Source organism: Streptomyces sp. NPDC127098, from assembly GCF_042722465.1.
GTDB lineage: Bacteria > Actinomycetota > Actinomycetes > Streptomycetales > Streptomycetaceae > Streptomyces > Streptomyces millisiae.
In genome coordinates, this window is record NZ_JBHXFJ010000105.1 from 1 (window position 1) to 14,493 (window position 14,493).

The window sequence follows — 14,493 nt, forward strand, 5'->3', positions numbered from 1 at the left end:
GCACGGGTTCGCGCCCACATGTCGGCGACGCGGCTACCGGGCCGCAGGCCCGCACGCGCGGAGCGCGGCGCGGCCGCCACCCCCGCGCGGAGCGCGAAAAAGGGCGGGCGGGTGGGGGAAACCCCCGCCGCGCCGGTCAGGCGCGGCGCAACGCCGTGCGGAGGTCGGCCGCTGTGCGGAAGTGGAGGCCGGTCATGCCGGCCTCGCGCGCGGCGACGACGTTGGCCTCGGTGTCGTCCACGAAGAGGCAGCGCGCGGCCGGCACGCCCACCCGTTCGGCGGCCGCCGCGTAGACGCGCGGGTCCGGCTTGGCGAAGCCGAGGGCGCTGGTGTTGACGATCGCGTCGGCGACCCCGGCGAGGCCGAGCCTGGCCAGGTCGGCCTCCAGGCGGGTCGTCGCGTTGGACACCAGCGCCACCGGGATCACCCCGCGCAGCCCGGTCAGCAGCGCCACCACCTCGTCGTCGACCCGCGGCAGCACCGCGGACCAGGCCGCGACGGCCGCCGCGGCGCGCTCCGGGGAGCCGTGGGCGGCGGCCAGTTCGGCGACGACGGCCGCCCGCCACTGCTCGTCGGTGGTGCGGCCGGTGATCGCCGCCTCGACCAGCGGACCGGTCAGCGCCACCGCCGCGACGGCGCCGACCGGGAGGCCGTTGGCCCGCTCGATCGCGTCGAGCGACGGCCAGTGCCGCAGCACCCCGTCGATGTCGCACAACACGGCTTCGAACGGCGGAACGGTCATGGCCGGCGGCTCCCTTCACGGTGGACGGCGTCCGGTCCCGGGGAGAATCGTGGCATGGACACCGTTACGCCCCAAGTCCTCGTCACCGCCCGGCTCGACCTCGAACCGCTGCGGGTGGGGCACGCCGAGGAGATGGCCGCCGTGCTGGCCGACCCGGCGCTGTACGCGTTCACCGGCGGTGAGCCGTTGGACGCCGTGGCGTTACGGGCCCGCTACGCGCGGCTGGTGGCGGGGTCGCCGGAGCCGGGGGTCGGCTGGCTCAACTGGGTCATCAGGGCCAGGGCGGAGGGCCGGGCGGCCGGCTATGTGCAGGCGACGGTCACGGGCCCGGCGGCCGAGGTCGCGTGGGTGGTGGGCAGGCCCTGGCAGGGCCGCGGCATCGCAACGGAGGCGGCGCGGGCGCTGGTGGGGTGGCTGGAAGGCCGCGCGGTGCGCGAGGTGGTGGCGCACGTCCATCCCGCGCACGGCGCCTCCGCCGCGGTGGCCGCGGCGGCCGGCCTGGTGGCCACCGACGAGTGGTCGGACGGCGAGGTCCGCTGGCGGCTCCGGTTCCCCACGGCTGGACCGGTCGGTTCGGTCGGCTAGCCGGGCACCGGCCGGGACCGTTCTGCCCGGTCCCCAAACACCCTTCGGCGCATCTTCACGCCTCGGGCACAAGTGGACGGCATCCGACCGGAATTCGCATCATGTCGGACATGGCACCAATCGGGTCGCTTAGGCGTCCATAGAGTCCGGCGCCCCCACGACACCGAGGCGCCACGCAGTCCGATTACGCGAAAATCCCACAACTACTTGGCGGAGGATGTCGCACGTTCGCGACCGTCCACCCCGCCCCCACGCCCGGCCCCGGGGCCCAGCGCTGGCCCGGACGGCGCGCGCCGTGTTTACATCCTCGCGCTGGCGGCAGTCGGCAGCACGGCGGCCGACATATTGCCCGTCGCCCGTGGGCGACACGGGTGGCTGTCTTATCTCGCCGCGCATTCCAAGTGATTATGAGTGAAGGGAAACGCGCCTTGCGTAACGACCTTGAGACCCGTGAGATCGCCGACACCGAGCTGGACGCCGTCGCCGGCGGTGTGGCGGGCCTCGTCTCCGTCTCCGGTGGCCTGGTGGGTGCCCTGACCAGCGACGTGACCAGCGCCGTGGGCTCCCTGGAGACCGTCGGCTTCGTCCAGGGTGTCGCCGGCCAGGTGACCGGCCAGGTCTCCGGCATCACCGGCGTGAACGCGAACACCGGTGCCGTCACCGGTCTCGCCGGCATCTGAGCACGCACATCGTGAACCCCGGACCCCACACTTCCGGGGTTCACGACTGAACCCGCGGATATCCATGGTTCTCCACGGATATCCGCGGGTCAGTCATCCCCGGGGCAGCTGAAGGAATGGCTCGTGCAGTTTCGCCAGAAAGCCCTCTCCAAACTGCAGTCGCCGGAGGAACTCGACCTGCCGGTGCGCCTCGCCCGCCCGCAGGGCCGGCTCGTCCTCGCCGTCACCTTCCTCGTGATGGTGGCCGCCGCCTACTGGGCCCTCACCGGCTCGGTCTCCGCCAGCCAGAGCGCCCCCGGCGTCCTCAGCGGCCCGGAGGGCGGGTATGTGCTGGAGAGCCCGGTGACCGGTCAGGTCACCCGACTCCTCGCCGGCGAGGGTGACTCGCTCGCCCCCGGGGCACCGCTGCTGTTGGTCGCGACCGACGAGGGCGACCAGGAGGTGGCCGCGGTGGCCGGCGGCCGGGTCACCACGCTGATCGCCCGGGAGGGCGCGGTCCTGACCGCGGGCGACGAGGTCGCCACCCTGGAGCACGAGCCGCAGGGGGACCAGCCGCTGATCGCCGTCCTCTACCTGTCGGGTGACAGCGCCTCCGCCGTCCCCGTCGGCGCCCGCGTCGACCTGGACGTCCAGTCCGCCCCCCGGGAGCGGTTCGGCGTACTGCGCGGCCGCGTCCAGGCGGTGGGCAGCGCGCAGACCCCGGAACAGCTCGCCGGCTACCTCGGCGACGCCCAACTGGCGGCCTCCTTCGCCGAGCAGGGCAACCCGGTGCCGGTGATCGTGGAGCTCGAAACCGCTGGCGACACCGAGTCCGGCTACCGGTGGTCGTCCGCCGACGGGCCGCCGTTCGCCCTCGGCTCCAGGACGCCCGTCACCGGCACCATCCGCCTCTCCGAGCAACGCCCCGTCGATTGGCTGCTTCCGTGACCGCCACCCAGGACACCTCCCCCCGGCTCCAGCCCGTCGGCGACCGCCGCCGGCACGGCCCCGCGGCGTCCGGTGCCAGGGCCGACCGGCGCCGGCGGCGCGCGCCCCGCCGCGCCCCGCGCCGCACCCCGCGGCTCCGCGCCGCGCGGTCCGTCCGCACCCCCACGGTGCTGCAGATGGAGGCGGTGGAGTGCGGCGCCGCCGCGCTGGCCATGGTGCTCGGCCACTTCGGCCGCCATGTGCCGCTCGAGGAGCTGCGCATCGCCTGCGGCGTCTCCCGGGACGGCTCGCGCGCCAGCAACCTGCTGAAGGCGGCCCGCCGGCACGGCCTCACCGCCAAGGGCATGCAGATGGACCTGGCCGCGCTGGCCGAGGTCAGGCCGCCGGCCATCCTGTTCTGGGAGTTCAACCACTACGTCGTCCTGGACGGCATGGGCCGCCGGTTCGGCCGCCGCGGCGCCTGGATCAACGACCCCGCCAAGGGCCGCCGGTTCGTGCCGATCGACGAGTTCGACACCAGCTTCACCGGCGTCGTGCTCGTCCTCGAACCGGGCGACGACTTCCGCCGCGGCGGCCGCAAGCCCGGCATCCTGCGGGCCATGCCCGGCCGGCTGCGCGGCATGTCGGGAACGATGCTCGCCATCGTCCTGGCGAGCCTGCTGCTGGTGGTCGCCGGCGCCACCGTGCCGGCGCTCAGCCGCACCTACGTCGACCTGTTCCTGATCGGCGAGCAGACCTCGCAACTCGGCGTGCTGTTCGCGGCGATGGCCACCACCCTGGCGGTCACCGCCACGCTCACCGCCGTCCAGCAGGCCAACCTGCTGCGGGGCCGCGTCATCTCCGCGACCCTGGGCAGCGCCCGCTTCCTGCGCCACCTGCTGCGGCTGCCCGTCAGCTTCTACGCCCAGCGCAACGCGGCCGACCTGGTGCAGCGCCTGGAGTCCAACGACACGGTCTCTGACGTCCTCGCCCGCGACCTGGCCGCCGCCGGCGTGGACGCCGTGGTGGTGCTGCTCTACGCGGTGCTGTTGTGGAGCTACGACCCCAATCTCGCCGTCCTCGGCGTGCTGGTGGCGCTGCTGAACATCGTCGCCATGCGGATCGTGATCGGGCTGCGGTCCACCGGCACCCAGCGGCTGCGGGCGGACAGCGCCCGGCTGACCAACACCTCCTACAGCGGCCTCACCCTCATCGAGACGCTGAAGGCCACCGGCGGCGAGGACGGCTTCTTCCGCCGCTGGGCCGGCCAGCACGCCGCCACCCTGGAGGTGCAGCAGCGGCTCGGCGTGCCCAGCGCCTGGCTGGCCGTCGTCGCGCCGACGCTGGCCGCGCTCAACAGCGCGCTGATCCTCACCGTCGGCGGGCTGCGGGCCGTGGAGGGGCACCTGACGGTCGGTCTGCTCGTCGCCTTCCAGGCCCTGGTCACCAGCTTCACCGCGCCCATCACCCGGCTCAACGGCGTGGCGGGCCGGCTTCAGGACTTCGCCGCCGACGTGGCGCGGCTGAAGGACGTCGAGAACTTCCCGGTGGACCCCGTCTACGCTCGGCGCGAGCCCGCGCCGAGCACCCGCCGCCTCACCGGGCTCGTCGAGCTGGACCGGGTGACCTTCGGCTACAGCCCGCTCGACCCGCCGCTGCTGAAGGACTTCTCGCTCACGGTGCGCCCCGGGCAGCAGGTCGCGCTGGTGGGCGGCTCGGGCAGCGGCAAGTCCACCGTCTCCCGGCTGCTGGCCGGCCTCTACACCCCGTGGAGCGGCGTCATCCGCGTCGACGGCACGCCGCTCGGCGAGATCCCGCGCGGCGCGCTCGCCGCCTCCGTCTCCTTCGTCGACCAGGACGTGTTCCTGTTCGCCGGCACCGTCCGCGACAACGTCGCGCTGTGGGACCCGTCCATCCCCGATGACGCCGTCATCGAGGCGCTGCGGGACGCCGCCGTCTACGACGACGTGGTGGCCCGCCGGCCGGGCGGCATCCACAGCCGCGTCGAGCAGGACGGCCAGAACTTCTCCGGCGGCCAGCGGCAGCGCCTCGAACTGGCCAGGGCGCTGGTGCGCCGCCCCAGCGTGCTGGTGCTCGACGAGGTGACCAGCGCGCTGGACGCGGTCACCGAACAGACCATCATCGACAACCTGCGGCGCCGCGGCTGCGCCTGCGTCGTCATCGCCCACCGGCTGAGCACGGTGCGGGACAGCGACGAGATCCTGGTGCTGCACCGCGGCACGGTGGTCGAGCGTGGCCGGCACGAGCGGCTGCTCGCCAACGGCGGCGCGTACGCCGCGCTGGTCAGGGAGCGCTGAGTGACGGCCCCGCATCCCGTTCCCGACGCCTCCGGCACCGGCGGCCACCCGGTTGTCCAACCGGGCGCGGCGCCCGGGCCCGACCCGGTGCTGGCCGCCGTCGGCGCGCTCGGCACCCAGGTCCAGCACGCCGGCACGGGCGGCGACCTGTCCCTCGAAGGGCCGCTGGTGCTGTGGCTGGTGGCGGACGGCGCCCTCGACCTGTTCGCGGTCGACGCCGCCCAGCGGGGCCCGCGCCACTTCCTCGGCCGGCTGCCCGCCGGCACGCTGCTGCTCGGCCCGGCGCCGGGCCCCTCCCACACCCTGATCGCCAGGGCGCTGCCCGGCTGCCGGCTGCACCGCGTCGAGCTGCGCGAGCTGCACCAGGCGGGGTACGAGGCGGCCTACCACGCGGGCGGCGGCTGGCCGAGCCCGCTGGAGGAGGCCTTCGCGCAGGGTGTGGGCCGTGGCCTGCGGGTGCTCTACCAGGCGCCGCTCGGCGGCTCGGAGGATGACGTGCTGTGGCCGTCGATCCCGCCCGGCAGCGTCCAGTACGGCGCCGCCTACGACATGGCCGCGGCCGGCGCGCTGCTCATCGACCCGGGCGTCTGGCAGGGGATGGTCGACCAGCAGCGCCGGCTGCTGAACGTCCTGGACGGCTGGATCAGCGAACTCGAACGCGCCCACGAGGACCGGACGGCCGCCGGCATCGAGGCCGGCGAGGCCGCCCGCACCGAGGCGAACCAGACGCTGCTGGCCGCCATCGGCCGCGACCGGGGCACCGGGCACCGGCACGCCGACGCGACGCTCGCCGCCTGCCGCCTGGTCGCGGCCGAGGCCGGCGTCACCCTCACCAGCAGGCCGGGGGTGGGGGCCGCCGCGGAGGAGGACGCCGACCCGGTGGAGGCGATCGCCGTCGCCTCCCGGGTCCGCACCCGGCAGGTCAGGCTGTCCGGTGCCTGGTGGCGGGAGGACAGCGGGCCGCTGGTGGGCCGGCGCGCCGGGGACGGGGCGCCGGTCGCCCTGCTGTGGCGCCGCGGCCGCTACGCCGTCGTCGATCCCGAGACCGGCGACCGGGAGCCCGTCGACCGGGCGGCGGCGGCCGAACTCGACTCGCACGCCGTGATGTTCTACCGCCCGCTGCCCGACCGGCCGCTCGGACTGCTCGGTCTGGTGCGGTTCAGCCTGCGCGGCACCCGCGGCGAGCTGCGGAGCCTGGCGGTCGGCGGGCTGGTCGCCGCCGGCCTCGGGGCCCTGGTGCCCATCGCGACCGGCCGGGTACTCGGCGCGTACGTGCCACAGGGCGAGACCGGCCTCATCGTGCAGGCCGGCGTGGCGATCACCGCGCTCAGCGTGGTCTCGGCCGTCTTCATGCTGCTGCAGAACACCGCCATCCTCCGTCTGGAGGGCCGGGTCGAGGCCACCCTGCAACCCGCCGTCTGGGACCGGCTGCTGCGGCTGCCCGCCACCTTCTTCGCCGGCCGCTCCACCGGCGAGCTGGCCAGCGCCGCCATGGGCATCAGCGCCATCCGCCGGGTGCTGTCCGGGATCGGCTCGGTCTGCCTCCAGGCGACCACCGTGGGCGCGGCCAACCTGGTGCTGCTGCTGGTCTACAGCGTGCCGCTGGCGCTGGCCGCGCTCGCCATGCTGCTCACGGTCGCGGCCGTGTTCCTCGTCCTGGGGCTGTGGCAACTCCGGTACCAGCGGCGGCTGATCACCATCGGCAACCGGCTCAACAACCAGGCGTTCCAGACCCTGCGCGCCCTCCCCAAGCTGCGCGTGGCCGCCGCCGAGAGCTTCGCCTACGCCGCCTGGGCACGGGAGTTCGCCCGCACCAGGGACCTCCAGCAGCGCGCGGGCCGGATCGCCAACGCCATCACGGTGCTCAACGCCCTCTGTCTGCCGCTGAGCACGCTCACCATGTTCATGCTGCTGGCGGGCCCGGCGCGCGGCTCCATGTCGGCCGCCGAGTTCCTCACCTTCCACACGGCCGTCACCATGCTGCTGTCGTCGGTCACCCAGCTGACCGGCGCGCTGCTGTCGGCCGCCGCCGTGCTCCCGATGTTCGAGAAGGTCAGGCCGATCCTCCGCGAGCTCCCCGAGGTGACCGGCGCCAGCACCCGCCCGGCCACCCTCGGCGGCCGGATCGAGGCCCGTGGCGTCTCGTACCGCTACGCCGAGGGCGCCCCGTTGGTCCTCGACGACGTCAGCTTCGAGGCGCGGCCAGGCGAGTTCGTGGCGATCGTCGGCCCGAGCGGCTGCGGCAAGTCCACGCTGCTGCGGCTGCTCATCGGCTTCGACCAGCCGCTGACCGGCAGCGTCCGCTACGACGGCCAGGAGCTCGCGGCCCTCGACCGGGCGGCGGTGCGCCGGCAGTGCGGGGTGGTGCTGCAGAACGCCCAGCCGCTCACCGGCTCCATCCTGGACTGCATCCGCGGCACCGGCTCGCACACGCTGGAGGAGGCGTGGGAGGCGGCCGCGCTCGCCGGCCTCGCCGAGGACATCAAGGCCATGCCGATGGGCATGCACACCATGCTCTCGGACGGCGGCGGCACCGTCTCCGGCGGCCAGCGGCAGCGCCTGATGATCGCCCAGGCCCTGGTCCGCAGGCCGCGGATCCTCTTCTTCGACGAGGCCACCAGCGCGCTGGACAACGAGGCGCAGCGCGCGGTGATCGCGGCCACCAGGGCGCTGCGCGCCACCCGGATCGTGATCGCCCACCGGCTCTCCACCGTCATGGACGCGGACCGGGTGATCGTCATGTCGGAGGGCCGGATCGTCCAACAGGGCCCGCCCGCCGAGCTGTTGGCCGACCCGACGGGGCTCTTCCACGAGTTGGCGCGCCGCCAGGTCGGCTGAGCCGGCCGTGGTGACTGTGACGAGTGAGACGGCGGAAACGGGACAGGGGAGCACCATGTCAGACCAGCACCGGCCGCACGACGCGGCCGACGACACCGTTCTCCTCACCCGGGCGCGCGGCGGTGACAGCGCCGCCTTCGCCGAGCTGTACCGCCGGCACGCGGGCCCGGTCCGGCTGCACGCGCGGGGCGCCGGACTCACCCCGCAGGCGGCCGACGACGTGACCGGCGAGGCGTTCGCCCGCACCCTCCAGGCGGTGCGCGAGGGTGGCGGGCCCCGCTCGTCGGTGCGCGGCTACCTGCTGGCCATGGTGCGACGGATGGCCGCGGGCCGCCGCGCCCCCGCCCCGCTCCCCTCCGACCTCCCCTCGCCGCTGCCCTCGGCCGAGTCGCAGGCGCTGCACCGGGCCGAACGGGTCATGCTGGCCGAGGCGTTCGCCACCCTGCCGGAACGCTGGCGCGAGGTGCTGTGGCGCACCGCCGTCGAGGGGCAGCCGCTGGCCGAGGTCGGCCGCGACCTGGGGCTCACCAAGAACGCCACGGCCGTGCTGGCCTTCCGGGCCCGCGAGGGGCTGCGGCAGGCCTATCTCCAGGCGCACGTCAGCGACGCGCTCACCGACCAGCGGGAGTGCCGCAGGTACTCCCGCAAGCTCGGCTCGTTCATCCGCGGCTCGGCCGCGGCGCGCGGGCTGCGGCAGCACCTGGACGCCTGCGACCGCTGCCGGGCCGCCTACCTGGAGCTGGTGGACGTCAACGCGGCGCTCCGCGGCCTGCTGCCGGTCGCCGCGGCCGGCCTGGTGGCGCGGGTGGCGCCCTGGTCCGCGCTGCCGGCCTGGTCGGCCGGGGGCGCGGCCGGCAAGGTGGCGATCGCCGCCACCTTCGCCCTGGTCGTCGGCCCCGCGGTCCCCGCCGTGGGCGACGAGGCGCCCGCCGGCCCCGACGACCGCCGGCCCCCCGTCGCCGCCCCGGAACCGACCGCGGAGCCCGAGCCCGCACCCCCGTCCCCCACCGCCCCGCCGACGGACCCCGCGCCGGCCGCTCCCGGCCCCTCCGCCACCCCCGCGCCGTCCCCGACCTCCCCCAGTGCGGAGCCCACCGGCCTCACCGGCCTCCTCTGCCTCATCGGGAGCACCGCCCCCACGCTGCTCTCCCACCCGGACTGCCCGCCCTCCCCCACGGCGGACGTCACGGTCCCCGACCTGCTGCCGACCCCGACCGAGGTCCCCTCCCCCGCGCTCCCCGAGCGCGAACGGGAGCCGGAGTCGGAGCCCGGGACGGACCCGCCGTCCCTGTCGGAGCTGCTCCCGGACGGCGCGCCCACCGGCTAGGTCCGCCCAGGCTCAGGGCACCAGCAGGGTCTTGCCCACGACGCTCCGCGCCTCGATCGCCGCGTGCGCCTCGGCGGCCCGCTCCAGCGGGAGGCGGCGGGCGATCAGCGGGCGGATCCGGCCCGCGGCCGCCTCGTCCAGGGCCCTGGCGGTCAGCTCCCTGAGCTTCTCCGGGGTGAACTGCACCTGTTCGATGCCGGTGAGCCGGATGCCGCGGCGCTCGAGATCCGCCGGGTCGTGTACGGAGAACCCGCCGCTCGGCGCCCCGTACGCGGCCACCCGGGCGCCGTCGGCGGCGGCCCGCAGGGCGCTCGCGCCGAGTTCGCCGCCCACGCCCTCGAAGATCACGTCGGCGTGGAGGCCGTCGAGCCAGCCGGGTTCCGAGTAGTCGACGACGGCGTCGGCACCGAGGTCCCGCACGGCGTCCAGCTTGCGCCTGCCACGGGCGGCGCCCGTGACCCGGGCGCCGGCCGCCTTCGCCCACTGGACCAGCAGGCTGCTCGCGCCACCGGCGGCGGGCAGGATCAGGACCGACTCCCCCGGCCGTACGGCGGCGTCGGTGAACAGGCCGAGGGCGGTCGGGCCGTCGTGCATCAGTGCGGCGGCCGTGTCCGCTTCGAGGCCCGGCGGGAGCGGGATGAGGGCCTGGGCCGGGGCCAGGGCCTGCTCGGCGTAGCCGCCGCCGCGGTGGGTGTGCGCGGCGACCGCGCGGCCGGTCAAGGACGGCTCGACGCCCGTGCCGGTGGCGGTGACGACGCCGGCCACCGCGCCGCCGGGGACGTACGGCGGGACGACGCCCCACCAGTCGGGGTTCCAGCCCGCGCGGATCTGGGTCTCCACGAAGATGGTGTCCGCGGCGGCGACCCTGATCACCACCTCGCCGGGGCCGGGAACCGGGTCCGGTAGTTCCCTCGTCTCGATCACCTCGGGCCCGCCGAACCTCGTCACCTGTGCCACGCGCATCGTGCCGTCTCCCTGTGTCGGTGCTGGTGGGACCAGGCTCGGACATCAAGCGTGGTTGAGGTCAAGGCCCGGCCGGCCCGGTCACCCGGACAGGTCCCGGGGCAGGGCGAAGGTCCGCCGGTGCAGCAGGGCCAGCCGGTCGCCCAACTCCTCCCGGGACCAGCCGCGTTCGTCGAGCAGCGCGGACACCAGGTCGGAGGAGACCAGCGACCGCATCATGTCGGCCGCCGTCTCCACCGTCCACGGCTCCGCCAGTCGCCGCTCGGCCGCGAGCCATTCGGCCAGCCGCCGGCAGTGCGCCAGCTGCGAGGCGGCGGCGCGCGCGTAGTGCCGGGCGGCGTCGGGGTCGTACGCCCTGACCCGCCGCACGGCCTCGTCCACGGCCAGCACCCGCGGGTGGTACCTGGCCAGGTGGCGGGCCCACTCGTCGAGCCCGGCCAGCGCGTCCGGGGCGCGCCAGACCCGGTCAACGGACGCGTGCAGCCCCTCCTCGCCCGCCACATGGTCGAAGAGCGCCGTCACCAGCTCGGTGCGGGAGGCGAAGTGCAGGTAGATCCCGCGCCGGGAGACGCCCACCCGCTCGGCGACCGCCGTCATGGTCAGGGCCTCCAGGCCGCTCTCCTCCAGCAGCGCGCGGGCCGCCGTCAGGATCGCCGAGCGGGTCCGCCGCCCGCGGGCGTTGCGTGGGACGTCGATGGGCCTGGTCATGCGGAACACCCTTGCACAGAACTACACGCCATGTGTACTTTCTGGAAGTGCACACACCGTGCACTTCTCTGCCGCTTCCTGGGAGCCGCCACCGTGAGCCACACCGTCGAAGCCCGCCCCGAGCCGGTCGCCCTCGACCCGGCGAGCACCGCCGTGCTCGTGGTCGACATGCAGAACGACTTCGCCGCGGCCGGCGGCGGCGTCGACCTCGGCGGCGGCGACATCTCCCTCATCAGGGCGACGATCGCCCCCGTCACTCGGGTGCTGTCCGCCGCCCGCGACGCCGGGCTGCCGGTGGTGTACCTCCAGCACGGCTACCTGCCCGACCTCTCCGACCTCGGCCCCGAGGACAGCAAGAACCGGCTCGTCCACACCTCCGTGGGCCGCACCGTCACCGCCCCCGACGGCACCGAGGGCCGGGTGCTGGTCAGGGACACCTGGAACACCCGGATCCTCCCCGAGCTCACCCCCGAGCCGACCGACCCGGTGATCGGCAAGAACCGCTTCAGCGGCTTCCACGACACCGAACTCGACCCGACCCTGCGCCGCCTCGGCGTCCGCACTCTGATCGTCACCGGCTGCACCACCAGCGTCTGCGTGGAATCCACGGTCCGGGACGCCATGTTCCGCGACTACCGCCCGATCGTCCTCTCCGACTGCGTCGCCGAGATCCAGGGCCCCGCGCACCACGAGTCGACCCTGACCCTGATCGAACGCCTCTTCGGCTGGGTCACCGACTCGACCGCCGTCCTCCGTGCGCTCGGCGCGCGGCCCACGCCTCACGTGCCCCCGATCGCCGCTGGTCAGGACGCTCAGGAGGCCGCCGCGGACGCTCGGCGGTAGCGTGGGAGAAGGGAAGGACCGGAAGCCCAGGGAGCGTGCGGATGCCCAGGCAGCGCGGCGAACCGCATCCCGGAGCCGAGGAGCTGCTGCACACACTGACGCGGCTCGCCGGCGAGGTGCTGGCGCGCACCAAGCTCCAGCAGGCCCGGGCCGAACTGGCCATCGCCCTGCAGCGCACCATGCTGCCCGACGAGTTGCCGGAGGCCCCCGGGCTGCGTACCGCCGCCCGCTACACCCCGGCCCGCGAAGGTCTCGACGTCGGCGGCGACTGGTACGACGCGTTCCCCATGCCGGGCGGCGCGATCGGCATCGTGATCGGGGACGTCCAGGGCCACGACGTGGACGCCGCCGCCTTCGTGGGGCAGGTCCGCACCGGTCTACGCGTCGTCGCCGGCATCACCAGCGACCCGGGCGAGATCCTGGCGCGCGTCAACGACCTGCTGGTCTCGCTGGAGCCCGACCTCTTCGTCACCTGCTCCTTCTACCGCTACGACCCGGCCACCGGCGAGCTGGCCGACGCCCGCGCCGGGCACGTGCCCACGATCAGGGCCCAGCCCGGCGGGCACTCCGAGGTGCTGCTGGACGCCGGCGGTCTGCCGCTCGGCATCTTCGCCGGCCAGGAGTACCCGGTCACCCGGCGGCGGCTGACCACGCCCGGTGTCTTCGTCCTGCTGACCGACGGCGTCGTGGAGGGGCCGGAATTCCCCCTCGGCCGCGGCCTGGAACGCGTCGCCCGGCTGGCCAGGGCGGAGGTCGGAGCCGACCCGGACGTGCTCGCCACCCATGTCCTGGCCGTCGCCGACCTGACGGGGCACAGCGACGACGCCGCCGTGCTCGTCGTGTCCCACGAGGGGACCTGACGGCATGTCGACCGCGGCGTCGGGCGGTCACCGCTTCCGTCACCACCGCGACCTCGTGCTGCTCAACCTCGTCATCGGCGGGGCCTATTACGCCGCCGCCCGGCTCGGGCTACTGCAGCAGCTGGTGAACGGCCAGGTCACGCCGCTGTGGCCGCCAACCGGCATCGCCCTGGCGTCCCTGCTGTTCTGGGGACCACGGGTCTGTCCCGCGATCGCGGTCGCGGCGTTCGCCGTGAACATCGGGCCAGGTCCTTCCCCGCTCGTCGCCGCGGGGATCTCGGTGGGCAACACCGCGGCACCGCTGGCCGCCTACCTCGTGCTGCGCCGCGTCGGCTTCCGCACCAATCTCGAGCGGCTGCGCGACGCCCTCGCCCTGGTGTTCCTCGGTGCGCTGGGCGGCATGCTGATCAGCGCGACCGTGGGTACCGGCGTCCTGGTGCTCTCCGACGCCCTCGCGGCGCGGGACTTCTGGTCCGCCTGGTCGGTGTGGTGGACCGGCGACGCCATGGGCGTGCTCATCGTCGCGCCCTGCGTCCTCGTCCTGCGCGGGGCGCGCTGGCCACCGCTGCCGTCCGTGCTCCGGTGGCTGGAGGCCGGGGCGATGCTGCTCGGTGTGGCGGCCGTGACCGTCTTCGCCACCCGCAGCGGCCTGCAGGTGCTGTTCCTCGTCGGGCCCTTCCTGATCTGGGCGGCGTTCCGCTTCCGGCTCGCCGGCGCCGCGCCGTGCGCGCTGGTGGTGTCCGTGCTCGCGATCGACGCGGCGGCGGACGACACGGGCCCCTTCGAGGGGCATCAGCTCGCCGCCCAGATGTTCATCCTCCAGGCGTTCAACGGCACCACGGCGCTGACGGCGCTGCTGCTCTCCGCCCTGATCACGGAGCGGAACAACACGCAGCGCCAGATCGCACAGGTGTGTGAGGAGCTCGCCGACACGGTGGCCGCCCTCTCGCCGCGCGAACCCGGCTGAGGGCCACGGTGGGTTGCCTCGGCGGCACCGCACTAGAGTGCTGCCGTGACCTCCCTGCCGGCAGACCCGTCCGCACCGCTCGGCGAGGACGACCGTGACTCGGCCGTCCGGCGCCTCCAGGAGGCGTACGCCGAAGGCCACGTCCCACACGAGGAGATGGACGGGCTGCTCCACCAGGTGCTCACCGCCGGCACGCACGACGAGCTCGTCGCGGCGCTGGCCTCGCTCCCGGCGGAGAAGCCGGCCGGCACGTCGACGATCGCCGCGGCCGGCGGGCGGATCACGCGGCGCGGCGAGTGGCGGGTGCCCCGGACCCTCAAGGTGGCGTCCGCGTACGGGAGCGTGCGCCTCGACCTGTCCCGGGCGGTCTTCGAACATCCGGTGGTCGACATCGAGTTGGAGGTCGGCACCGGCAGCGCCAGGATCACGGTGCCACGCGACGCGGTCGTCGACCTCGACGCGCTGCGGACCGGGTGGAAGGACTCGCGCTACAAGCCCCGGCGGCCCTCGCGCCCCGGCGGGCCCACGATCCGGATCTCCGGGGTCATGGGCTTCGGGCGCCTGACGATCCGCCACGCCCGGCGTTGACGCCGCGGTCCGCGATGAGTTCCGGTCGGGTCGCGGGTCTGCCCTGGTGACCGCCGTGGGGGGGGGGGGGGCGCCCCCCCCCCCCCCCCCCCCCCCGGGGACGCGGCTGCCCGCCCCCCCCCCGCGCCCCCCCCCCCGCGGCCGGCGCACCACGGCGGGCCCCCGCGG

The 14,493-nt window shown here is 75.0% G+C and carries 13 protein-coding genes; 10 read left to right on the plus strand and 3 right to left on the minus strand.

Annotation, left to right across the window (positions count from 1 at the left end; translation table 11 throughout):
* Positions 1-136: 136 nt before the first annotated feature.
* Positions 137-742, minus strand: coding sequence for an HAD-IA family hydrolase (locus tag ACFWI8_RS34775; protein ID WP_387099812.1), 606 nt, complete (start codon positions 740-742; stop codon positions 137-139).
* A gap of 54 nt (positions 743-796) precedes the next feature.
* On the opposite strand from ACFWI8_RS34775, the gene ACFWI8_RS34780 reads away from it, so the two are divergent.
* The 6 genes from ACFWI8_RS34780 to ACFWI8_RS34805 all read left to right on the plus strand — a co-directional run bounded on the left by ACFWI8_RS34780 (position 797) and on the right by ACFWI8_RS34805 (position 9,396).
* A complete protein-coding gene (locus ACFWI8_RS34780) occupies positions 797-1,327 on the plus strand; it encodes a GNAT family N-acetyltransferase (RefSeq protein WP_387099814.1) in 531 nt (176 codons plus the stop codon).
* Positions 1,328-1,755: 428 nt separating this feature from the next.
* Positions 1,756-2,007 (plus strand): hypothetical protein, encoded by a 252-nt coding sequence (locus tag ACFWI8_RS34785; protein ID WP_311597483.1) that lies wholly within the window; start codon positions 1,756-1,758, stop codon positions 2,005-2,007.
* Positions 2,008-2,130: 123 nt separating this feature from the next.
* A complete protein-coding gene (locus ACFWI8_RS34790; protein ID WP_387099818.1) occupies positions 2,131-2,934 on the plus strand; it encodes an HlyD family efflux transporter periplasmic adaptor subunit in 804 nt (267 codons plus the stop codon).
* A complete protein-coding gene (locus ACFWI8_RS34795) occupies positions 2,931-5,231 on the plus strand; it encodes an NHLP family bacteriocin export ABC transporter peptidase/permease/ATPase subunit (RefSeq protein WP_387099821.1) in 2,301 nt (766 codons plus the stop codon). Before ACFWI8_RS34790 ends, ACFWI8_RS34795 begins: the two co-directional genes overlap by 4 nt.
* Positions 5,232-8,069: an NHLP bacteriocin export ABC transporter permease/ATPase subunit gene (locus tag ACFWI8_RS34800; protein ID WP_387099823.1), complete on the plus strand. Its 2,838-nt coding sequence runs from the start codon at positions 5,232-5,234 to the stop codon at positions 8,067-8,069.
* Positions 8,070-8,124: 55 nt separating this feature from the next.
* Positions 8,125-9,396, plus strand: coding sequence for an RNA polymerase sigma factor (locus tag ACFWI8_RS34805; protein WP_387099826.1), 1,272 nt, complete (start codon positions 8,125-8,127; stop codon positions 9,394-9,396).
* A 12-nt stretch (positions 9,397-9,408) separates the two neighbouring features.
* Here ACFWI8_RS34805 and ACFWI8_RS34810 read toward each other — a convergent pair whose 3' ends face one another.
* Complete coding sequence (locus ACFWI8_RS34810) at positions 9,409-10,359, minus strand: zinc-binding dehydrogenase (protein ID WP_387099829.1); 951 nt, start codon at positions 10,357-10,359, stop codon at positions 9,409-9,411.
* Between the two features lie 81 nt (positions 10,360-10,440).
* Positions 10,441-11,067: a TetR/AcrR family transcriptional regulator gene (locus tag ACFWI8_RS34815; protein ID WP_387099831.1), complete on the minus strand. Its 627-nt coding sequence runs from the start codon at positions 11,065-11,067 to the stop codon at positions 10,441-10,443.
* A gap of 93 nt (positions 11,068-11,160) precedes the next feature.
* Here ACFWI8_RS34815 and ACFWI8_RS34820 point away from each other — a divergent pair, with 93 nt between their 5' ends.
* From ACFWI8_RS34820 to ACFWI8_RS34835, 4 genes are read left to right on the plus strand one after another with little or no spacing between them, the layout of a single operon-like run.
* Positions 11,161-11,910 carry a cysteine hydrolase family protein gene (locus ACFWI8_RS34820; RefSeq protein ID WP_387099834.1) on the plus strand — a complete coding sequence of 250 codons (750 nt, stop codon included), beginning with the start codon at positions 11,161-11,163 and terminating at the stop codon, positions 11,908-11,910.
* A gap of 41 nt (positions 11,911-11,951) precedes the next feature.
* Positions 11,952-12,770, plus strand: a complete 819-nt coding sequence (locus tag ACFWI8_RS34825; protein ID WP_387099837.1) for a PP2C family protein-serine/threonine phosphatase — start codon at positions 11,952-11,954, stop codon at positions 12,768-12,770.
* Positions 12,771-12,774: 4 nt separating this feature from the next.
* Entirely contained in the window at positions 12,775-13,737 is a 963-nt protein-coding gene (locus tag ACFWI8_RS34830) for an MASE1 domain-containing protein (RefSeq protein ID WP_387099840.1), read from the plus strand.
* A 45-nt stretch (positions 13,738-13,782) separates the two neighbouring features.
* Entirely contained in the window at positions 13,783-14,325 is a 543-nt protein-coding gene (locus ACFWI8_RS34835; protein ID WP_387099843.1) for a DUF1707 domain-containing protein, read from the plus strand.
* Positions 14,326-14,493 lie beyond the last annotated feature (168 nt).

What these genes read in the sequence shown, in the direction of transcription:
- ACFWI8_RS34775 (WP_387099812.1), bottom strand. Translation starts at nt 742, where the DNA reads ATGACCGTTCCGCCGTTCGAAGCCGTGTTGTGCGACATCGACGGGGTG.
- ACFWI8_RS34780 (WP_387099814.1), top strand. Translation starts at nt 797, where the DNA reads ATGGACACCGTTACGCCCCAAGTCCTCGTCACCGCCCGGCTCGACCTC.
- ACFWI8_RS34805 (WP_387099826.1), top strand. Translation starts at nt 8,125, where the DNA reads ATGTCAGACCAGCACCGGCCGCACGACGCGGCCGACGACACCGTTCTC.
- ACFWI8_RS34810 (WP_387099829.1), bottom strand. Translation starts at nt 10,359, where the DNA reads ATGCGCGTGGCACAGGTGACGAGGTTCGGCGGGCCCGAGGTGATCGAG.
- ACFWI8_RS34815 (WP_387099831.1), bottom strand. Translation starts at nt 11,067, where the DNA reads ATGACCAGGCCCATCGACGTCCCACGCAACGCCCGCGGGCGGCGGACC.
- ACFWI8_RS34825 (WP_387099837.1), top strand. Translation starts at nt 11,952, where the DNA reads ATGCCCAGGCAGCGCGGCGAACCGCATCCCGGAGCCGAGGAGCTGCTG.
- ACFWI8_RS34830 (WP_387099840.1), top strand. Translation starts at nt 12,775, where the DNA reads ATGTCGACCGCGGCGTCGGGCGGTCACCGCTTCCGTCACCACCGCGAC.